Origin of the sequence: Bacillus sp. GMa5/1 (genome assembly GCF_050172015.1) — a bacterium.
Taxonomy (GTDB): domain Bacteria; phylum Bacillota; class Bacilli; order Bacillales; family Bacillaceae_G; genus Bacillus_A; species Bacillus_A cereus.
The window spans coordinates 22,761-42,482 of sequence record NZ_JBNLYC010000030.1 but is presented as its reverse complement, the minus strand read 5'-3'; the positions used below and the strand labels follow the sequence as shown (position 1 = coordinate 42,482).

Below are 19,722 nucleotides of genomic sequence, written 5' to 3'. Positions count from 1 at the left end.
CCTCCTAAAACAATTCATATCTATACATTACCAAAAATAATAGGTAATTGGATATTGTTTATTTGTATTTTTAATAGATTATAATAATTTTATGTAAACTAATTGTTAGGTATCTATAAAATAGAAAAACCACCCAAACGAGGGTGGTTCGTATTATAAATGACTACTTAAAGAAGAAATCGGAACCTTTACCTCACTACCTTCCTTCATATTCCGCAACACAACAGTGTTTGTACTAAGTTCGTCTTCCCCAATAATAAGCACATAAGGGATATTTTCTTTATTGGCATAATTAAGGGCGCGTTTTAATTTGCGTCCTGCTAGTTCAAGTTCGACTTTTAAGGAAGTGGTGGAACGTAATTGCTGGGCAATTTGTAAGCATTGTAACTCAGTCCCGAGCGGGATGATAAATAGATCCGCTGTAGATGAGATTGTTTCTTTCTGCGATAGTGCTGCATAAATAACGTCTAAACCGAATGAAATACCGACTGTTGGATAGTTCATACTATCACCACGGAATGCTCCGATAATGTTATCGTAACGGCCGCCGCTACCTATGCTAGATGTAATCGATCCATCTTTTAAAAAGATTTCATATACGGTGCCAGTATACATTGTGAGTCCTCTTGCTAAAAACGGATTGAATATCGTATTTTCATTTATTCCGAGAGCGATTAAATATTGCTGTAATTGTTGCAATTCGTTTACGCCATCGGCAACGAGTTGGTTATTGAAAGCTTCTTTAAAGTCAACAATTGTAAGCTTTAGACAAGATAATACAGTATTACATATTGTATCAGCCATTTCTTCAGAAATTCCGCGCTCTAATACATCTTTTCGTACACCATCAATCCCAATCTTTTCGATTTTGTCTAATGATAAAATGACGTCATTTGTTAATTCAGTAGGGATGTTAATGGCCTGAAGAATACCATTTAACAATTTTCGGTTATTATATTGGATTGATATCTCTAAGTTTAATGTTCGGAACAGCTCAAACGCCATGCTCATGAGTTCCGCTTCAGCCATGACTGATTCTACACCGACAATATCAACGTCGCATTGTATAAATTCACGAAATCTTCCTTGTTTAATTGGCCCATCTCGAAATACTTTCCCAATTTCATAACGTTTAAAAGGGAGGCGGATGTTCTGGTTCATTGCCACAACTTTTGCGAATGGAATAGTTAAATCGTATCGTAAGGCAATATCACGTTTTCCTTGATCTTGAAGTGTATATATTTCTTTTAATATTTCATCACCACCGCCGTACTTGTAAGACATAAGCTCATACATATTTAACGTCGGCGTTTCTAAAGGTTTGCATCCGTATCGTTCAAACGTATCTTCACAAGCTCTTTTAATTTTATTTCGCAGCACTTGCTCCTCTGGTAAATAGTCTTTCGTTCCTTTTACATTTCTCATTTCCATCATAATCACTCCTTTTTTAAATTAAAAAAAGCTATGCAGGTAAAAATACCCACATAGCTTTATGAACGCTTCGTGGGTCAACAGGAAAAGCCCTGTACCCACGAAGAAAAATTTTTCTTCGGATACACGGCGTTACGTATGATGATGAAGTTGGAAAGAAGTATTAAAATTTCGCATGACAAATCTCTCCTTAACGTAAGTTTTCCCAAATTATATCAGGTGATTTTTGAATTATCAATATTTTTAGTTTTGAAAAATACGTGAAGTTATGTAGGAGAAATGGAAAAGGGTGTATAATAAAACTTAATAATATGAAATAACCTTTTAAGGAGAACGTTATGAAAAAAGATAAAACAAATGCGATGCGAATATTAGATAAAGAAAAAATTGAATATTCGATGATGTCATATGATCCAGACGATGGGAAAATTGATGGCGTATCAGTAGCCGAGAAAATTGGACGAGAAGTGAGAGAAGTATATAAAACGTTAATTGCTCAAGGGAATAGTAAAAATTATCATGTGTTTATTATTCCGGTAGATGAGGAACTAAATTTAAAAGCTGCCGCAAAAGCAGTAAGTGAAAAGAAAATTGAAATGATTCCTGTTAAAGATATTACGAAAGTGTCAGGATACATTCGCGGCGGTTGTTCACCAGTTGGAATGAAAAAGCTATTTTCTACATGTATTGATGAAAGTGCCCAATCACTTGAAACGATGATAGTGAGTGGCGGGAAAATTGGTATACAAATTGAGCTTAAAGTAGAGGACTTGGCGAAAGTGACGAGAGCGCAGTTTGGTGAAGTAACGAAATAATGATACATAGGAAAAGAAGTTCTAGTTTTATCCCGCTATTTGCCGGGAAGTAAGACCCTCACCTCAAAATTCAGCGGAAGCAAAGAAATTAGATGGGGATCAACTGCCCGTAAAAGCCCGATTGGTGAGGGCTGATTAAAGTTTCACTTTATTGAATTTAGACAATAATTTATAGGATAGTTAGTCCATTATGGGGCTGATTATCCTTTTTTATTTACAAATTGGATAAAGATTGAATGTTTAGTTTGATATAGGTATGTAATCTGAATTGTTTGTTTGGCTTTGGGAGAAGGTAAAACCTCGATGCAAGAACTTGAAATAAACAAGCAGGGTTTATTCTTAAAGATAGACAAAGAACAGGAGAGTGTTTTAATGAGGAGTCAAGAAATATCCATAAGAAAGCACAAATTGGGGGATGCCAGTATTTTTGAAAAAACACGCTAATAGTATGCAAGATTTTATACAGTTTTTTGGCTAATCCAGTAACAAACAAGAGCACTAAAACCACGTTAGGATAGGAATGTATATAATATGTATAGATTCATAGAACTAAAAAAGGGTTCACTTGTGAGAGCAGGGTTGTCCTTTTTCCTCGCTAACGCTAATGATGGGTTATGTTAACCTCATATGTATAGAATATACAGTTAACTAAAAATGAAAAGTTTACAATTAAAAATGAACAATAAAAAACAGTAATGTAAAATCATTACTGTTTTTTATTGTTTCTTGTAAGTGAATCATTTGTACTCCTGTCTATATAATTTAAACGAATAAATAGCTCCAATAAAGAATACAAAAGCTTCAAATAATATAAAGATTTGACGGAAATTCTCAATATCTTTACCAACTAAAGAAATAAATATAGCATTCATTAGAATTTGAGTAGTAAACATACGAGAAGTAATTTTTAAATAAATAGTATTTGTTCTTTCAACCGGTTTACCAATTTTTTTGTAAATAATAATAAGTGCAATTACTGAACCCAAAAATAGAAGTGCTGTAAGTCCTACAACGATATTAAAATTGGCTGTACTTTCTAACATCCATTTATTTAATAGATCAATCATTATTATCTTCCTTTCCTACATAAGAGAATATTTTGTTCTTCTTTTTCACTATAATAAAAAAAGGAAAAAGAAAACATCGAACTTTCTTACAAACATTCGTGTATTCTTACAGTTTTGTCATTTTGTAAATGTATTCATCGCCCTGTTTTTCACTATTTTCTTTGGAAAACATAGTGAATTACGAGAAAGGGCGCTACAAAATCAACTTCCGAGAACAAAAATTATGTAAATAAGCTGTTCACTGGATTCTCGTAGAAAACTGTGGTGAGATAAAATTTTTGATTTTGTAGCACTTTAAAATCTTAGCTAGAGGGCTATTTATCGGTATCCCACAATAAAAAGGCAGGAACATATCAAATATGCTCCTGCCTTTGATTTTATTAAGTTTAATATCTATGACCTAAATATAATAGAATTTGGAGCTTCTTTTTATTTTAAGTAAATTGGGTAATTAGACTATAACATTAATGTTTATCGTTGAATATCATAATAATATAATGGAGGTGATGTTATATGGCTCTTACTACAGGACCAATTGAAAACGTAGGAAATCAACCTGCTAATGCAAATAGAGTTAGGGTGAAAATCCTTAACCGTACTGCGGGCCCACTTACTGGAGTAGCTAGAGTTTTTAGACTTGACGGTTCATTAGTATTAATTGAACAGGTAAACTTCAATGTGAATTCTAATGCTTCTACTTTTGTAACTCTAAGTTTAGTTCATCCTGCTTTTGGACAAGCATTTGAATATGAAGTTCAAATTGTTCCTAATCAACCTGGTGGACTATATAGTGTTTATGGACTAACAGCTGACAGTGTTATCATTACTGCACAACGTATTGTGAACTCAGAATTGACACAGTTTCTTTAATTAAAATAGATTGGTGCCTACATGGTATCCAATCTATTTTTGTACGTATTATTCAGAGAAAGAAAGGTTTTACACAAAAATAAAGACAGTTATGGAAAAGGGAAAAGTCGAGCTATCATCTTGATTTTTATTATTTCTGTCTTAGACTGTATCTGTTTTGTTGCACGGTTTTCTTTGAATGCATTTTATTCAAACTATTTTTTTAAGTATTTATCAAATATGCATTATTGCATAAATAAATTAAAATTTATAAGTTAATATTAAACTACTTTTTAGTTGTAAAGAATATGTTAATAATCTTTATAAGAGAAGGATATTCCTTGTAAAAAGTGAAATTGTTTGGAATGTGAATAAATAAAAAGTTTAGAAGTGATACAGACTGGATAGAGTCTTGTATTAAATAAACAGAAAAGGGATAGGGGTTTCTAAAAGGTTTTGGGGGTTAGAAAGCACTTTTTAGTTAATAGCTTTAAATTATATTTTAAAGGGGAATGGGTATATGAAGTTTCGAAATACAAAGATTGCTATGGTTACACTATCTTCATTTTTTATTTTAGGTTCTGCATCGCTATCATTCACAGATACTATACACGGTGAAGTAGCTCCTGCATCAGCACAAGAGAGTATTGTGAAAAATTATGACGATACATATTATAATAACGCAATAGGAAAAACGGGTTTAGAATTAAAGAAGGAACTGCATAATATTATTGATAATCATACAAAGCTATCATACAGTGCGGTTTGGGAAGCGCTAAGAGATACTGATGAGGACCCAAATAATAAAAATAATGTGATACTCTTATATACTGGTCGTTCGCAAGGGAAACTTACGAATGGATCAGGAGTAAATAACTGGAACCGAGAGCATGTTTGGGCAAAATCTCACGGTGACTTTGGAACGACTGCAGGACCTGGAACAGATCTACATCATTTAAGAGCGACGGATGTATCTGTAAATAGTTCACGTGGAAATCTAGATTTTGATAATGGTGGTGTGAATCATTCTGAAGCGACAGAGTGTAAATATGATAGTGATTCCTGGGAACCTCGTGATAGTGTAAAAGGAGATATTGCTAGAATGCTGTTTTATATGGCTGTTCGTTACGAGGGAGACAACGGCGAAATAGATTTAGAACTGAATGAAAAAGTAAATAACAATAAAGATCCATACATGGGGAAACTATCTGTCTTATTAAAATGGAATGAACAAGACCCGGTCGATGATTTAGAGCGAAAGCGTAATGAAGTGATTTTTACAAAATATCAACATAACCGCAATCCTTTTATTGATCATCCGGAATGGGTAAATAAAATTTGGAACTAAGATTTTTAAAGGTATTATATTTTGATAAAAGGGATTGATCATTATGATCAATCCCTTCTTATATTTTTACTAGAATAAATGATTTTTATAGGACTAGTGAGGGGAAATAGAATAGATATTTATATGGAACGATAGTACTTATTTATCTAGTTAAGTATTTAGTAAGGTCCCCACTCAATATTCACCCCAACAATAAGAAAAACAAGTCCGATGATAAACCAAATAAGTGCAAGTGGAGCCATGAAACGAATCCATTTTCCATAAGAAATCCCGCTTGCTGCGAGAACGCCCATTAAAACACCGGAAGTTGGATTAAGGCAGTTTACTACACCCTCGCCGAGCATAACAGCCTGTACTGTAACTTGGCGTGTAATGTGCATAAAATCAGCTAATGGAGCTAATATCGGAATGAAAATAACCGATTCTCCTGTCCCGGATGAAATGAGGAAATGTAATGCGGCACTACTCACATACATGCCGATAACACCAAATACAGGGCTTTGTCCTTCAAGAGACTGTGCGAGTTGGTTAACGATTGTATCAAGTAATTTTCCTTGTTCTAAAATGACTGAAATACAGCGAGCCATTCCGACGATTAAAGCACCATATATGAGATTTTGGCAGCCCGCTAGAAAAGTAGAAGCGATATCGTTTGCTTTCATGCCACCTATTATTCCGGCTGTAATTGCTATGAAAATAAAAGTAGCGGTCATTTCTGCGTCCGTCCAATGTAGCCGAAAAGCGCCTATTAAAAATGCAATTAATGATAAAGCTGAAACGAGTAAAATTAATTTATGACGTATCGTCCAAGGAACTTCTTTTTTCTCTGCTTCCTTTTCGCTTGAAAGAGCGTTACTTGGAAACCAGTTATCGCCAAGAATGCTTCCTTTATTCGATTTTTTCAAGCGCTTTACATACCAATTAATATAAAGGATAGTGGCAAGTAAAAAAGATATATAGATAGCTGTGCGTAAACCAATTCCCGAAAACATCGGAAGTTCTGCGATCTTTTGTGAAATGCCTAAAGGTGAGGGGGATAAAATAGTAGCGTTAAAACCAGCATAAGTGCCTAAATAAATAATTGCTACACCGACGATAGCGTCCCATTTTAATGTGCGTGCAACGATGATACCGATGGGGATAAAACCGATAACTGAATTAACGATAATGCCAGTCGTTCCGAGAATAGAAAAAAGTGCGGCAACGATACAAATGAAAAGTAATTGCTGATTACGAAATTTGTTAATAACATGATAGATTAAACCGTCAAGAGCACCTGTTTTTTCAAGAATGGCAATGGCACCGCCTGTAAATAAAATTAAAAAGATGATCGGAGCAGCAAGTGTCATTCCTTTTTCAATAGCGGTAAAAAAAGAAACAAATCCTACAGGTGATTGCGGAACAGAATGATAGCTACCTGGTATTGTCGTTGTAACGGTCCCGTTTGTAACTCTTTTAAATTCTCCAGCAGGAACGAAATACGTAGCAATGGCGCAAAGTAAGGCAATAAAAAATAGTAGTACGTACGCATCAGGCATTTTAAACTTTTGTTTACTAGGTTGTTTTTTTGCCTCAGTTTGTATTTGCATAAAATTCCTCCTTCTTCACTTAATTAATTTTAATATTCTGAATTCAATCCGTGAAATAGATTATAATAAAGGTAGCTTCTTAAGGCAATAGTTTTTGTATCCTTTTCCCATACATACAAGTTATTGCAATATTAGACAGGGAAACGATAATAAGCCAAGAATATGTTATGTAGAGAGAAAAAGGAAAAGAGGGAACAAGATGTGGAAAACTACAGATCTATGTGATGAATTTGAAAAGGAATTACAAATATGTCGCCAGTCTTTTCGGTCTTTTGGGAAGAAAGAACAATTCCACGGGAAAATTGCAACTGTAAAAGTGAAAGATGATAATGTACTAGTGAAGGAAGGATTGCAAACATTACCAGAAGGAACAGTATTAGTTGTTGATGGCGGAGCGTCTAGGAATTGTGCGTTACTTGGTGATAATTTGGCAGCTATTGCGGAAGAAAGAAAGCTAGCAGGAATTATTGTGAATGGGTATGTTCGTGATTCTAGTGAACTAAAGAATATTAATATTGGTATTTTAGCGTTAGGGACAATGCCAAATAGAAGTGTGAAAGAAGGAAAAGGAGAACGAAATATTTCATTGCATTTTGGACAAGTGGATTGGAATCCAAATGAATATGTCTATGCGGATGAAGATGGCGTCATTATTAGTGAAAAGAGTTTACATAGTTAAGAGTTAATAAGTTATTATTCTTAGAAAATAAATCCGATAAAGCATGGACAAAATTCTTTGTCAATAGTAAAATAATACAGAAATTTAAAATTTACAGAATGTATAGGTTTATCGTTTTACGATAACTTAAATGGGAGTAAGTTGTGCCAAGAAAAGTGAATGTTATCACAATGATACGTTCATAAACAAAATTATTTTTCCTATACAAATATAGCCGCGAATAATGCGGGTAGGAGGTGTTGTACATTTTTGTTCGACACTTACAAAAAGAGAGTGTCAATCGCACGCCCTTGAAGGGCCTTTTTTTGTGCAAATGGTAGTAAGGGAGGAAATTTTGGGATGGCAATGTTGAAAAAGTGGCTGCTTACGTCGTTAATGGCAGTGACACTTGTATTTGTTTCTTTTGCGAATACAGTACATATTACGTTTGCTGAAGAAAATACAGCAAAACTTGCAATTATTGGGGAATCACAAAAAGGCATAATGTTATGTCCGAAAGAAGAGCAAATTAAAGATGGGGAAACAGCTTTAAGTTTGCTGCAAAAGGTCATGGGGGACAAGGTAGAATCTGAAACGATGTCGTTTGGAACATATGTAAAAGGCATCGATGGTTTAATGGCCGGGGCTACAAGTGCTTGGCTGTATGATGTAAATGATAAGTCTGCAGAAGTCGGAGCAGATAGTTATAAATTAAAATCTGGAGATGTTGTTGTCTTTCGCTTTGTTTCAGACTGGAGCAATATAAGCCAGGAAACATTGAAAGAAACGTTAGATAAGTTCGGGACGTGTAAAACAGAAGAACCTAACGGTGGCAAAACAGAAGAACCAGAACCAGAAGGTGAAAATGGTAAACCGACAGTCGATCCAAAACCGGAAGATGAAAATGGTAAACCGACAGTCGATCCAAAACCAGAAGGTGAAAATGGTAAACCGACAGTTGATCCAAAACCGGAAGGTGAAAATGGTAAACCGACAGTTGATCCAAAACCAGAAGGTCAAGATGATAAAAAAACAGAACAACCACAGCATGAGAACATTCAAGTTCCAAGTGCACAATTAAATGAAGCCATTTCTAAAACATCAGACAAGATGTTACAAGATGGAATTGAAAGTGATTGGGTAGCTGTAGCGCTTTCTCGTTCTGGAAAGAATGTGCCAATTGAGGCAAAATTAAATTATGTTAAGTCAGTAACTGAAAAAGTAGAAAAGCGTATTAACCGTTTTTCAGCGACAGATTTAGCTAGAACAATTATTATGATGAATGCAATGAGTGCAGACCCTAAAAATGTAGGTGGACATAATTTAGTTCAAAAATTGTATGAGTCAGATAAAGTGAATTCGGTTACAGGTTATGCATTTGCTTTACTTGCATTTGATACGAAGAAGTATGAGATTCCAGTTGAATCAAAATGGAACAGAGTTGCTCTAGTGGAAGCACTGTTAAATAATCAGCATACAGACGGTGGATGGACTTATAATAGTTCAGGTAGTAAAGATAGTGCTAGTAGCGTTGATGTAACAGGTATGGTTTTATCAGCATTAGCTCCTTATCAAGAGCGATCAGATGTGAAACCAGCTATACAAAAAGCTGTTGCGTATTTATATAACGAACAGCTGCAAAATGGCGGTTTTTCAGCTGATGGACAAGAAAATTCAAATAGTACTGCGCAAGCAATTATTGGATTATCACTTGTTAAAGATGTAGATCAAAATCGTCTTCATAAGGCAATGCAAAACCTATTATCATATCAACTTTCAAATGGTGAATTTAAATGGTTACCAAGTGATCAAAATGGTAACGGAATGGCTACAGAACAGGCTCTTTTAGCATTACTTCAATTTAAGGAAATGGGAAAATCTATTTATGATTGGTCTAATGTAGACGCTGGTGATGTAATTAAGCCAAAACCGATTGAAGAGCCAGAAAAGGTCGTTGAACCAGAAAATAATGTAGTAGAAAAAGAAGTTACTGAAGAACCGAAAGAACAAGACCAAGTACAACAAGAAACAAAAGATGAAAATCTAAAAGTAGTTGTAGATAACGAACCGGTTAAGAATAAAAAAATCGGAAACGGTAACAGTCTACCAAAAACAGGAGCATCTTCTCATAGTGCAGCAACAGAAGTAGGTATGGGTGTATTATGTATTGCTTCTGCATATGTATTATGGAGACGTAAAGCAGCTTAACAAAAAATTAGGAGCAAATATTTGCTCCTAATTTTCGTATGAAAGGTGAGAGATAGGATGAGTAAGGTGAAATGGTTCATTTCTTTACTGCTTTCGCTCGGGCTACTTGCCGGATGTGAAGAGGCAGCTGTAAAGCCTGAAAAGAAGGTAGAACCGAAGCAAGAAGAGGTAGCGAAACAAGAAGAACAAAAAGATGAAGCGAAGCCAGAAGAAAAAGCAGAAGAAAAGCAAGCTGAATCAGAGCAAAAGCAGCAAGAAGAACAGAAAGAGAAACAAGAACAAAAAGTAGAAGAGAAGCCGAAAGAGGAAAAGCCGCAGGCACAACCAGAGGTAAAGAAAGAAGAGAAACAACAGGAACAACCGAAAGAGCAACCTGCTGTAAATAAGCAACCAGAGCAGCAACAAGTACAAGAAGAGAAACAACAACCGAAAGCACCAGAAGTAAAAGAAGAAGCAAAGGTTGTGAATCAGCCGAAAGAAACACCGAAGCAGGAGCAAAAGAAAAAGCCAGAAGAGAACAATAGTGTACCAGCTCCACCAACACCGGTACCACCACCAAACCCAGTGCCACCACCAGTACCACCAGTACCACCAGTACCTAAAGCAAAACAAGTAACAATCTCGGTAAAAGGAAATAACGGATATATAATGGGTGCGAAAAAGATGGATGTACAAGATGGCGATACTGTGTATAAAGTATTACAACGTACAGGATTAGATGTTGATGCAAGCGGATCTAGAGATAGTATTTATGTAAAAGGTATTAATGATTTATATGAAAAAGATATTGCGGATACTAGTGGATGGAAATATCGTGTGAACGGTGCTTTTCCAAACCATAGTGCTGGTGTAGCTACGGTAAAACCAGGAGATACAATTGAGTGGGTATACGTATTACAATAAGAAAGGCATTCGGTAAAGGGCTATGAAAATAAGTTTTTCTTCTTTACATCCTTTTGTGAATTTTTTCTATTATATCGGGGTGATGATACTATGTATGATGTGTCTTCATCCTCTTTTTTTAATTGGAGCAATAGTATTAATTATTATGTTAAATGTGATGCAAGGAAATAGCGAAAAGATAAGAAAGATGCTACCGAGCACAATTGTTTTCTTTTTTATGGTAATTTTATTTAATTCGTTATTAACGCATAGAGGTCGAACTACGTTATTTTGGTTAGGTGATAGCCGTATTAAGCTTGAGGCGATTATGTTTGGAATAGTAATGGGGTTATTACTAGTTGCAGTTATGTTTACGTTTGCGTCATACAATGATATTATTTCCAGTCATAAATTTTTATATTTGTTTTCAAGAATTTCACCGAAAGTTGCATTGTTAACGATGATTACAGTGAGATTTGTTCCTTTGTTTATGAGGCGATTAAAGAAAATCACACTCGTTCAAAAGACGAAAGGTGTGCAGGTAGATTCAGGTTCGATAATTGAACGCGTCAAAAATGGTATGCAATTGCTGCAAGTATTATTAATTTGTTCATTAGAAGATGCACTGCAAACGGCAGATTCTATGCAAGCTCGTGGATTTGGTGTAACGAAGCGTACGACGTATATTCGCTATAGAATGGAAAGGCGCGATTGGTATACGCTCAGTTATTTAATCATTTTATTTATAGCTGCTATTATATGTAGTAATTATGGCGGGGGGAAATTGATTATTTATCCGAAAGTCGAATCGATTCTATTTCAGCAATACGATGGGATGATGTTTGTCGTATTAACGATGTTTATTAGTTTACCAATCATAATGGAAGGGAGAGAATGGATATGGTGGCGCATACAGAAATAAACAATTTATCATTTGTATATGCTGATGAAAATGAAAAAGCGTTACAGCATATTTCTCTTTCTGTTGAAAAAGGTGAGTTTATTGCACTTGCTGGAGGATCGGGATCTGGGAAGACGACTTTATTAAAACATTTTAAAAAGGAGTTACTTCCAATTGGTACGCGTTCTGGAGAGATATTTTATGAGGGTGTTTTAATAGAGGAAGTAGCTGATTTGTTATCTGCCCAAGAAATTGGGATGGTATTTCAAAACCCAGAAAATCAGATCGTTATGGATACAGTAATTCAAGAATTAGCATTTTCTTTAGAAAATATCGGATTATCATCACATATTATTCAAAAAAGAATAGCAGAGCTTATTAGCTTTTTAGGATTTCAAGATTTATTGCATCAATCTGTTCACACGTTATCTGGTGGGCAAAAGCAACTTGTTAATTTAGCTGCGGTATTAGTTATGCAGCCGAAATTGCTATTATTAGATGAACCGACAGCGCAGTTAGATCCAATCGCTGCAAAAGAGTTTTTAGGATTATTAAAACGGATTAATGAAGAACTTGGAATTACGATTATTTTAAGTGAACATCGTTTAGATGAAGTTATCCCGCTTGCAACACGCGTTGTTTGTATGGATAATGGCCGTATTATGTATGATGGTAGTCCTAAAATTGTTATTACGGATATGTGGGGAGTAGAAACATTCCGTCCATTTATTCCGCAAATTCCAAGGCTATTTTTAGAGTGGAATGTGAGAGATATTCCGTTTACAGTGCGAGAGGCGCAAATGAAAATGAATGATTTTGCAGCGATATCATATGTAAATGAGCCAATAGCACAAAGTGAAAAGCAAGAGGTAATTTTAAGCGCAGAGCATATTTCGTTCCAATATGAAAAAAATAGTCCGCTTATTTTACGTGATTTATCAGTTTCGATTGAAAAAGGAAAATGGGTAGCACTCGTTGGGAAGAATGGTACAGGTAAGTCTACACTGTTAACGATTTTAGCAGGATTACAAAAAGCGAGAAGAGGGAAAGTAAAGTGGAACGGAAAAGTAATACATAAAATTGATTCGAAAGAACGTTTTAAAAGTATTGGGTATGTATCGCAGCATCCGTATTACCATTTTACATTTGATACAGTATGGGACGAGGTTTATGAACGTGCGCGTGAATTATATGGAGAACAAGGAAAAGAAATAGCAGAAGATACGCTAAAACAGTTTTGGTTGTACTCGCTTAAAGAACGCCATCCGCATGATTGTAGCGGGGGAGAGCAACAACTTCTTGCATTATGTACAACGTTATTATCAAAGCCGACTTTATTATTACTTGATGAACCGACAAAGGGATTAGATCCATGGAAGAAAGAAAGAGTAGGAGAGCTATTTAGGAAGCTACAAAAAGAAGGTACAACAATTGTAATGGCAACGCATGATATTGAGTTTGCAGCGAAATACGTTGATCAATGTATGATGTTATTTGATGGAACAGTCATTATGAATGATGCACCGAAAGAATTTTTTAGCGGCAACTTCTTTTATACAACATCTATTAACCGATTCATTCGAAAAGAATTGCCATATGCATTAACGTGGGAGGATGTGTACGAAGCTTGTCCAAAAGATATGTTGCATTCATAATATGTATCTTTGCAGTAATAATCGGCACATTACTCCTTACGACACTTGTCATGGACGGTTATTACATGTTAAGTAGTTTGTTTATATTAGCGGTTATTATGTTACCTTTCTATATCCGTTTTGAAAGAAAGGCGTTTGTTTCACGTGAAATTGTTCTCGTTGCTGTATTAGCGGCAATTGCAGCAGTAAGCCGGGTGCCATTTTCTATTTTACCAAGTGTACAACCAACTTCTTTTGTCATTATCGTTTCTGCAATTGTATTTGGAAGTGAAACTGGTTTTATGATTGGTGCTACAGCAGCAATCGTATCTAATATTTTTTTAGGACAAGGTCCATGGACACCGTGGCAAATGTTTTCGTGGGGCATGATTGGTTTTATAGCAGGTCTACTTCGTAATACATTTTTTATGAAAAAGCTATGGGGAAGACTTCTTTACGGAGTAATTGTTGGCTTTTTATTTGGCTGGATTATGAATTTCTGGGGTCTTCTCGGTTTTATACGAGAAGCAACATGGGAAACTGTCATTTCGTATTATATCGCAAGTTTTTACTTTGATTTGAGCCATGCGATTTCGAATGTTATTTTCTTATTACTATTTAGTACTTCATGGATTACGATTCTTACAAGATTTAAAAAGAAATACGGTATATTAGATGAGCATAACGTGACATAGAAAAGCATACTCATATAAGGTAGGGTCGCGACTTACATATTCGTTTGCCTCTTTCATGCTTCTTACATATTGTAAGGAGCATTTTTTTGTCAAAAAATCGATTTAATATACATCCGTTATTATATAAAATTATTTGTATAATGGTAGGTGAGAACTTTTTTCAAAAGGGAGGTGTATAGTTAATGAAGTTAGTTATTCCGAAGCAACATGGTGCATGGGCTATGCTTGTTATTCCTTTTTTATTAAGTGTCATACTTGGGAAACCTACTATTTATCATATTCCATTGTTTTTAGCGTGGTTTTTTATCTATTTAGCCACGTATCCATTTCTTACATACATAAAGCAAAGACGAAAAAAAGAGTTTTTACAAGCTGCCATTGTTTATTTCAGCATTGCGTTCCTATTTGGGATGATTTCTTTATTATATGAGTGGCGAATTCTTTTATTCGTAATAGTAATGATTCCATTATTTATAGTGAATATGTATTACGCTCGTCAAAAAAATGAAAGAGCACTATTAAATGATATTTGTGCGATTATTGTGTTTTGTATCGGTGGATTAATTAGTTATTCCTTTTCAATGAAGCAAATCGATCATACAGCTATATTCATTGCACTTATTTCATTTTTATACTTTTTAGGTAGTACGTTCTATGTGAAAACGATGATTCGTGAAAAAAATAACCCGAAGTATCGTCTTATATCTTGGGGATATCATATCGTATTAACAATAATCATATTTGTGATTAATCCCTGGTGTTCTCTTATTTTTATACCAAGTGTCATTCGAGCAATTGTGTTGTATGGCAAAAAAATTTCTATTATAAAAGTAGGAATTTTAGAAATTGCTAATTCTGTATATTTTTTAATTATAACGGCAATAATTATGAAGTATGCCATTTGAAAAAACTTCCCATCAATTGATGGGAAGTTTTTAATCTTTTTCTAAAATGTGAACGGTGTACTCGCAACGTTGAATAGCTTGTTCAACAGCATAAAGTGATTGTTCAATACGAGCGCGATTAAAATCTTTTTCAACTGTTTCGAGCGCTTCTTCTAAACAATTTTTAGCTTCTTGTAATGATTGAAAAGAATCTTGTACATATCCGCGAGCATTTTGATGCATTTCATAATCCTCCTTGCGTGTTCGTATATGGGTAGTATGAACAGTAAGGAAGAAAATATAATTTGTTATATTTATTTGACAATTAAAGTGGAATTACGTATAGTAAGAATTAAGTGAATATTTTCTTATCCAGAGAGGTGGAGGGACTGGCCCGATGAAACCCAGCAACCGCGATGCAGGTGCTAATTCCAGCAGAACATATTTGTTCTGGGAGATAAGACGAAGATATATACGTAACTTCTTCTTATCGGAGAGGTTTTTTTATTGCAAAAAAACCGATTACGAAAATTTATATTAAGAAGAAAGGGGTTGCGCATTACTGTGACACTCGAAAAATACGTAAAACTGCGTAGTACAGTTTATGAATATATGATAGAGCAAGATAAGCCGATATCATTGTTAGATATTCAAGAACATATCGTTTCGCATCATGAAGGAAAATTCACGAAAAAGATGTTGCATCAATTTTATTTATCAAGATTATTAGACGAACTAAAACTGGATGGGAAAATTACATTAGCTGATGAATATCTCTATGCTGAAAAAGGGGTATTGTATAAGGCGAGAAAAGGGAGCTAAGCTCTCTTTTTTTCTTAAAATAACGGAGTATGTAGAGTAAAAGACTGCTAAAGCAGCCTGATACAGGGAATGGTGTTGAGTGTGTAGTGTCAAAAATTGAATGTGCCTGAAAGAGGCAATTCATATCGGCTGCAAATGAAAAGAGACACCTTCGCCGAATAGGTGTCAGTCGTTTTGTCATATAGACTTGCTATTTGACAGTTATTAGAATAACATACAGGATTTTTGAAGTCAAAAGGGAATTAAAGGAAGGGGTACAATTATGTACGCTTACTTATTAAAAGATATAACGAAATGGATCCCAAAGTACATTGTAGATAAGGGATATGAATATTATGAAGATGGACATGTAGAAGATGTTGAAATACATGATAAAAAAGTGTTTGCTTTCGTTACTGGAAATGCCGGAAATTATGAAGTAGTTATCGATCTCGAAGATTTTTCAGAAAGTAGCTGCGAATGTCCATATGAGAATCTTTGTAAGCATATGGCGGCAGTTGTTTATGATATGCAAGGTGCTGGTGAGAGTGCAGTTAAAGAGAAACTGAAAGATTTAGAAAAAGAAGAGTTACTTATATTATTAAATCGATTATTGCAAAGTTCGAAAAACGTACAAATTGTAGAGAAGTTATTAAAGAAGGGGAAACTTTAACGTATAGAGGGAGTTGTTATGTAGTGAACGTACTAATTGTATACGCTCATCCTAATCCTTCAAGTTTTAACGCGGCGATTTTAAATCATGTGCAAAAAGGACTACCGGAAACAAATCATTCAGTTACGCTGCTTGATTTATACAAAGAACAATTTGATCCAGTCCTCGTATTTAATGAAGAGAAGAAAAGACGTGATTTAGTAAATGAAGAAGAAACAGCTCGGTACAGAACGTTAGTAGAAGAAGTAGATACACTTTTATTCATCTATCCAATATGGTGGTGTGGGATGCCAGCGATTTTAAAAGGATTTATCGATCGTATTTTCGTAGCTGGATTTGCTTATAAATATGAAGGGGCTCTGCCGAAAGGATTATTGCAAGGGAAAAAAGCATGGGTTATTAATAAGTTAGACTCGCCCCTATGGTACGTCGCACTATTATATCGATCAGCAGATTGGATTATGATGAAGAGAGGTGTTTTACGTTTTTGTGGCATTCGCGATATAAAACGTTCAGTGTTTCAATCTGTGAAAACGAGTAAAGTATCAAAGCGTGAAAAATGGTTATTACAAATAGAAGAAAAGGCTCGTACATTATGAATGAAGTCGACCGTATTATAAACTGTGTTCAGTATGATGGCGAACTTTTTCGGAAGTATGTTACGTGTTTACTTCAATTGAAAAAATGTAGTAAAACATTTCAGCAAATTCAAATAGAGTTAAGAAATGACTACTTGATAAGAGGAATTTGTGAAAGAGAAGTAGATGAGGTAGTACAGGGAAGTAAAGAATATGAAATGCATTTTCTTCCTAAAGTATTACAGTGGAATTTTTTGAGGGAAAATCCACATTTAATTGAAAAAGTGTGTGAAGATTTTTTTGCATTTGAGTCATTACATCTTACGGAGGTAGAGTGGAAGAAGATTATAAATTGCATGGGAAATAAGTGATTTATTATGTAAAAAAGCTAGTATAAAACTAGCTTTTTGTTTAAATAAATAAGAAACATAGACTAATGATAAAACCCGCATATAGTAAGTTCACAACACAAAATCCCATAATGTCACGAGCACCTAAACCAGCTATCGCTAATGCTGGTAATGCCCAGAAAGGTTGAATTAAATTCGTCCAAGCATCGCCCCATGCAATTGCCATTGCTGTTTTTGCAGCAGGTACACCAAGTTCAGCGCCAGCTGGAATCATAATTGGTGCTTGCACAGCCCATTGACCGCCGCCAGATGGAACGAAAATGTTAACAATGCCAGCACTTAAAAATGTAAAGAGCGGAAAAGTCGTTTCATTTGAAATGCTAATAAAGAAATTAGAAATAGCTCCTCCAAGTGAAAGTCCTTCACTATTTGCTCCAATCATCATGCCCATAATTCCTGCGTAAAACGGAAATTGAAGTAAAATGCCAGAAGCACTTTTCGTAGAGTCTGAAAAAGCGCGAATATACTGAATCGGAGTACGGTGGAAAATAAGACCTGCAATTAATAACATGAAAATCACGATATCGAGAGTAAGGTTAAAACCTTTCGTATAAAAGTAATTGAAAATATAAATGAGACCTAACAATCCAACGCAAAGTGTAATAATAATGCTATTTTCCATCTTTTCAGCGAATGTATTTTTTTCTACTTCTTGAGCAGCGGCTTCTTCATGGAACACGCTAGGATCTACAGTGATCGTATGTTTTTCATCTGGATGCATCGCCTTATTAATGAGAGGCATCGTAATGAGAAAAATAATAACTGGAACGAGAGCGTATGGTGAGAATAACGTTTCTGTTATTGGAATCGCCTCTTTAATACTTCCAGCAGTCGTTTTAATTAACGTTTCACCGCCTGTTGCTAACGTAAGAGGGATAGAGGCAGAAAGACCCGCATGCCAAATGAGAAATCCAGAGTAAGAAGAGGCAATTGCTAGTCTATAATCTAATCCGTCCAGCTGCCTTGCCACTTCTTTTGCGTATAAAACAGATACAACAATTCCAAAGCCCCAGTTTATGTATGCACCAAGTAAACTTACAATTGAAATGGCAATAATGCCTTGTCCATTCGTTTTTGGTAGTCTGGCAGCTTTCGTTAATCCCTTTTTAATAAGAGGAGCATTTGCTAAAGCAGATCCAGTCACGAGTACAAGTGCCATTTGCATAGAAAAGGCGAGGAGTCCCCAAATTCCATTACCCCAGTGATTAATCATTTCTACAGGGGTTTGGTGAGTCGCAAACATACCAAAGAAGATAACAAAAACAGTTAGTAAACATGATAAAATAAACGGTTCTGGCAAGAAGCGTTGCACTAAGGCGACGCAACCATTTGTAAAGGAACGAAACAAAATAGATCACCCTCCTTATGTATATGTATTACAATTATTCGAGGTTGTTTAGGAGATAACCTCCGATATAAAGAAAATTCAGATATTTATAGGGTGGTAATTTATTGATAGGTTGATATAGAGCCTTGTATCAGATTCTGCTTTTAATATACTAGAAGAAAACGGTTGGAAATGGGGTAGCACTTATAGGGATAGTATAGAGAAAGGTTACTAGCTGGCTTTAAAGCAACTGTTGCAAAGGGAGAGGAGATTCAATACAATAGTGTTGCATTACATGAGAAATATGTTTTAGCACAAATCTAGCTAAAAATGTTTATACAAATACATTTAAAATTGATGGGGGAATTATGATCAAAAGTTTTTATCTTTTAAAGCCTAAAATGTTTACGGCAGATATGTATTATAAAGTTTTTATTACAGGTGACTGTATATATTTTATAAAGATTGGCGGACAGTTTCATAGTCGACATGCTTATAAAAAACAATTACCTGGTATTTCAGAGCTATTGTTTTTGCTCTGGTTCAAAAAAATTGAGAAAAAACAATTAAACTTAGAAACTGAAATAGATACAAAAATACATACTGGCGATGTACATGAACTCTTGCAATTAAAGAATAACTTTTCAATTGAAATAAATACAATTGAAGAGGTAGTATTAAATAAACGAGGAACGTTTCATACAGGTTTTAATGATAATGGAACAATTTCCTTTATGTTAAAAAATGGTCAAAAAATAAAGTTCATCATCCCGGAAGAAACTTTATTTTCATCTATAGAAGAAATTTTCGACCAATATGAACAGACAATCTTTGTAAGGGAAGTGTTTTAACGAATTCTCCAAAAGGTGTGGATGTATTAGTTAAACACTTAATTAAACATGTAAACTGTTTATATAAATTTTGATAGGCGTGTTTTAAGCAGTTATTCTTTCAGTATCTTCTAATATGTAG

The 19,722-nt window shown here is 34.8% G+C and carries 21 protein-coding genes and 1 riboswitch; of the genes, 16 read left to right on the top strand and 5 right to left on the bottom strand.

Annotated elements, in window-relative coordinates:
* Window positions 1–153: 153 nt before the first annotated feature.
* Window positions 154–1,434, bottom strand: a complete 1,281-nt coding sequence (locus ACQGSG_RS10230; RefSeq protein ID WP_325842293.1) for a histidine--tRNA ligase — start codon at window positions 1,432–1,434, stop codon at window positions 154–156.
* 335 nt (window positions 1,435–1,769) lie between these two features.
* Between ACQGSG_RS10230 and ybaK the strand changes: the two genes are divergently transcribed.
* Window positions 1,770–2,246 (top strand): Cys-tRNA(Pro) deacylase, encoded by a 477-nt coding sequence (gene ybaK / locus ACQGSG_RS10225; RefSeq protein ID WP_000710861.1) that lies wholly within the window; start codon window positions 1,770–1,772, stop codon window positions 2,244–2,246.
* Window positions 2,247–2,549: 303 nt separating this feature from the next.
* Window positions 2,550–2,690 carry a hypothetical protein gene (locus ACQGSG_RS10220; RefSeq protein WP_001156924.1) on the top strand — a complete coding sequence of 47 codons (141 nt, stop codon included), beginning with the start codon at window positions 2,550–2,552 and terminating at the stop codon, window positions 2,688–2,690.
* Window positions 2,691–2,983: 293 nt separating this feature from the next.
* Here the strand turns inward: ACQGSG_RS10220 and ACQGSG_RS10215 are convergent, their stop codons facing one another.
* Window positions 2,984–3,313, bottom strand: a complete 330-nt coding sequence (locus tag ACQGSG_RS10215) for a hypothetical protein (protein ID WP_000566272.1) — start codon at window positions 3,311–3,313, stop codon at window positions 2,984–2,986.
* Window positions 3,314–3,826: 513 nt separating this feature from the next.
* On the opposite strand from ACQGSG_RS10215, the gene ACQGSG_RS10210 reads away from it, so the two are divergent.
* Together ACQGSG_RS10210 and ACQGSG_RS10205 are read left to right on the top strand one after the other, a co-directional pair.
* On the top strand, window positions 3,827–4,183 hold the full coding sequence (locus ACQGSG_RS10210; RefSeq protein ID WP_001229426.1) for a hypothetical protein: 357 nt from the start codon (window positions 3,827–3,829) through the stop codon (window positions 4,181–4,183).
* 499 nt (window positions 4,184–4,682) lie between these two features.
* Window positions 4,683–5,510, top strand: coding sequence for an endonuclease I family protein (locus tag ACQGSG_RS10205; protein ID WP_000672187.1), 828 nt, complete (start codon window positions 4,683–4,685; stop codon window positions 5,508–5,510).
* A 158-nt stretch (window positions 5,511–5,668) separates the two neighbouring features.
* Here ACQGSG_RS10205 and ACQGSG_RS10200 read toward each other — a convergent pair whose 3' ends face one another.
* Window positions 5,669–7,099, bottom strand: a complete 1,431-nt coding sequence (locus ACQGSG_RS10200) for a YfcC family protein (protein ID WP_001166973.1) — start codon at window positions 7,097–7,099, stop codon at window positions 5,669–5,671.
* A gap of 199 nt (window positions 7,100–7,298) precedes the next feature.
* Between ACQGSG_RS10200 and rraA the strand changes: the two genes are divergently transcribed.
* The 7 genes from rraA to ACQGSG_RS10165 all read left to right on the top strand — a co-directional run bounded on the left by rraA (window position 7,299) and on the right by ACQGSG_RS10165 (window position 14,982).
* The gene (gene rraA / locus ACQGSG_RS10195) at window positions 7,299–7,778 is read left to right on the top strand and encodes a ribonuclease E activity regulator RraA (RefSeq protein ID WP_000266033.1); all 480 of its coding nucleotides are present in this window, start codon (window positions 7,299–7,301) and stop codon (window positions 7,776–7,778) included.
* Between the two features lie 339 nt (window positions 7,779–8,117).
* A complete protein-coding gene (locus ACQGSG_RS10190) occupies window positions 8,118–9,965 on the top strand; it encodes a DUF4430 domain-containing protein (protein ID WP_098312663.1) in 1,848 nt (615 codons plus the stop codon).
* A 57-nt stretch (window positions 9,966–10,022) separates the two neighbouring features.
* A complete protein-coding gene (locus ACQGSG_RS10185) occupies window positions 10,023–10,868 on the top strand; it encodes a DUF4430 domain-containing protein (RefSeq protein WP_098878306.1) in 846 nt (281 codons plus the stop codon).
* A gap of 22 nt (window positions 10,869–10,890) precedes the next feature.
* Window positions 10,891–11,769 (top strand): energy-coupling factor transporter transmembrane component T, encoded by an 879-nt coding sequence (locus tag ACQGSG_RS10180; protein ID WP_002103377.1) that lies wholly within the window; start codon window positions 10,891–10,893, stop codon window positions 11,767–11,769.
* Window positions 11,742–13,403, top strand: coding sequence for an energy-coupling factor ABC transporter ATP-binding protein (locus tag ACQGSG_RS10175; RefSeq protein WP_325842291.1), 1,662 nt, complete (start codon window positions 11,742–11,744; stop codon window positions 13,401–13,403). The genes ACQGSG_RS10180 and ACQGSG_RS10175 overlap by 28 nt, the downstream gene beginning before the upstream one ends.
* Window positions 13,376–14,077, top strand: a complete 702-nt coding sequence (locus ACQGSG_RS10170) for an ECF transporter S component (RefSeq protein ID WP_000044907.1) — start codon at window positions 13,376–13,378, stop codon at window positions 14,075–14,077. Before ACQGSG_RS10175 ends, ACQGSG_RS10170 begins: the two co-directional genes overlap by 28 nt.
* 182 nt (window positions 14,078–14,259) lie before the next feature.
* Window positions 14,260–14,982 (top strand): YwiC-like family protein, encoded by a 723-nt coding sequence (locus ACQGSG_RS10165; RefSeq protein ID WP_000779978.1) that lies wholly within the window; start codon window positions 14,260–14,262, stop codon window positions 14,980–14,982.
* A 30-nt stretch (window positions 14,983–15,012) separates the two neighbouring features.
* Here the strand turns inward: ACQGSG_RS10165 and ACQGSG_RS10160 are convergent, their stop codons facing one another.
* Window positions 15,013–15,204 carry a hypothetical protein gene (locus ACQGSG_RS10160; RefSeq protein WP_000554032.1) on the bottom strand — a complete coding sequence of 64 codons (192 nt, stop codon included), beginning with the start codon at window positions 15,202–15,204 and terminating at the stop codon, window positions 15,013–15,015.
* Window positions 15,205–15,326: 122 nt separating this feature from the next.
* Window positions 15,327–15,425: riboswitch (SAM riboswitch) on the top strand.
* 100 nt (window positions 15,426–15,525) lie between these two features.
* Between ACQGSG_RS10160 and ACQGSG_RS10155 the strand changes: the two genes are divergently transcribed.
* The 4 genes from ACQGSG_RS10155 to ACQGSG_RS10140 all read left to right on the top strand — a co-directional run bounded on the left by ACQGSG_RS10155 (window position 15,526) and on the right by ACQGSG_RS10140 (window position 17,384).
* Window positions 15,526–15,783, top strand: coding sequence for a hypothetical protein (locus ACQGSG_RS10155; RefSeq protein ID WP_000171476.1), 258 nt, complete (start codon window positions 15,526–15,528; stop codon window positions 15,781–15,783).
* Window positions 15,784–16,045: 262 nt separating this feature from the next.
* Window positions 16,046–16,435: an SWIM zinc finger family protein gene (locus tag ACQGSG_RS10150; RefSeq protein ID WP_000271524.1), complete on the top strand. Its 390-nt coding sequence runs from the start codon at window positions 16,046–16,048 to the stop codon at window positions 16,433–16,435.
* A gap of 23 nt (window positions 16,436–16,458) precedes the next feature.
* Window positions 16,459–17,034, top strand: coding sequence for an NAD(P)H-dependent oxidoreductase (locus ACQGSG_RS10145; RefSeq protein WP_325842289.1), 576 nt, complete (start codon window positions 16,459–16,461; stop codon window positions 17,032–17,034).
* Window positions 17,031–17,384 carry a hypothetical protein gene (locus ACQGSG_RS10140; protein WP_001006481.1) on the top strand — a complete coding sequence of 118 codons (354 nt, stop codon included), beginning with the start codon at window positions 17,031–17,033 and terminating at the stop codon, window positions 17,382–17,384. The genes ACQGSG_RS10145 and ACQGSG_RS10140 overlap by 4 nt, the downstream gene beginning before the upstream one ends.
* A gap of 40 nt (window positions 17,385–17,424) precedes the next feature.
* Here ACQGSG_RS10140 and ACQGSG_RS10135 read toward each other — a convergent pair whose 3' ends face one another.
* Window positions 17,425–18,771, bottom strand: coding sequence for a short-chain fatty acid transporter (locus ACQGSG_RS10135; RefSeq protein WP_000490009.1), 1,347 nt, complete (start codon window positions 18,769–18,771; stop codon window positions 17,425–17,427).
* A 347-nt stretch (window positions 18,772–19,118) separates the two neighbouring features.
* Here ACQGSG_RS10135 and ACQGSG_RS10130 point away from each other — a divergent pair, with 347 nt between their 5' ends.
* Window positions 19,119–19,601: a hypothetical protein gene (locus ACQGSG_RS10130; RefSeq protein ID WP_000597312.1), complete on the top strand. Its 483-nt coding sequence runs from the start codon at window positions 19,119–19,121 to the stop codon at window positions 19,599–19,601.
* The last annotated feature ends 121 nt before the right edge of the window (window positions 19,602–19,722 follow it).

Coding starts and splice junctions, on each gene's coding strand:
- ACQGSG_RS10230 (WP_325842293.1), bottom strand. CDS start 1,434: ATGATGGAAATGAGAAATGTAAAAGGAACGAAAGACTATTTACCAGAG.
- ybaK (WP_000710861.1), top strand. CDS start 1,770: ATGAAAAAAGATAAAACAAATGCGATGCGAATATTAGATAAAGAAAAA.
- ACQGSG_RS10220 (WP_001156924.1), top strand. CDS start 2,550: ATGCAAGAACTTGAAATAAACAAGCAGGGTTTATTCTTAAAGATAGAC.
- ACQGSG_RS10215 (WP_000566272.1), bottom strand. CDS start 3,313: ATGATTGATCTATTAAATAAATGGATGTTAGAAAGTACAGCCAATTTT.
- ACQGSG_RS10210 (WP_001229426.1), top strand. CDS start 3,827: ATGGCTCTTACTACAGGACCAATTGAAAACGTAGGAAATCAACCTGCT.
- ACQGSG_RS10205 (WP_000672187.1), top strand. CDS start 4,683: ATGAAGTTTCGAAATACAAAGATTGCTATGGTTACACTATCTTCATTT.
- ACQGSG_RS10200 (WP_001166973.1), bottom strand. CDS start 7,099: ATGCAAATACAAACTGAGGCAAAAAAACAACCTAGTAAACAAAAGTTT.
- rraA (WP_000266033.1), top strand. CDS start 7,299: ATGTGGAAAACTACAGATCTATGTGATGAATTTGAAAAGGAATTACAA.
- ACQGSG_RS10190 (WP_098312663.1), top strand. CDS start 8,118: ATGGCAATGTTGAAAAAGTGGCTGCTTACGTCGTTAATGGCAGTGACA.
- ACQGSG_RS10185 (WP_098878306.1), top strand. CDS start 10,023: ATGAGTAAGGTGAAATGGTTCATTTCTTTACTGCTTTCGCTCGGGCTA.
- ACQGSG_RS10180 (WP_002103377.1), top strand. CDS start 10,891: ATGAAAATAAGTTTTTCTTCTTTACATCCTTTTGTGAATTTTTTCTAT.
- ACQGSG_RS10175 (WP_325842291.1), top strand. CDS start 11,742: ATGGATATGGTGGCGCATACAGAAATAAACAATTTATCATTTGTATAT.
- ACQGSG_RS10165 (WP_000779978.1), top strand. CDS start 14,260: ATGAAGTTAGTTATTCCGAAGCAACATGGTGCATGGGCTATGCTTGTT.
- ACQGSG_RS10160 (WP_000554032.1), bottom strand. CDS start 15,204: ATGCATCAAAATGCTCGCGGATATGTACAAGATTCTTTTCAATCATTA.
- ACQGSG_RS10150 (WP_000271524.1), top strand. CDS start 16,046: ATGTACGCTTACTTATTAAAAGATATAACGAAATGGATCCCAAAGTAC.
- ACQGSG_RS10140 (WP_001006481.1), top strand. CDS start 17,031: ATGAATGAAGTCGACCGTATTATAAACTGTGTTCAGTATGATGGCGAA.
- ACQGSG_RS10130 (WP_000597312.1), top strand. CDS start 19,119: ATGATCAAAAGTTTTTATCTTTTAAAGCCTAAAATGTTTACGGCAGAT.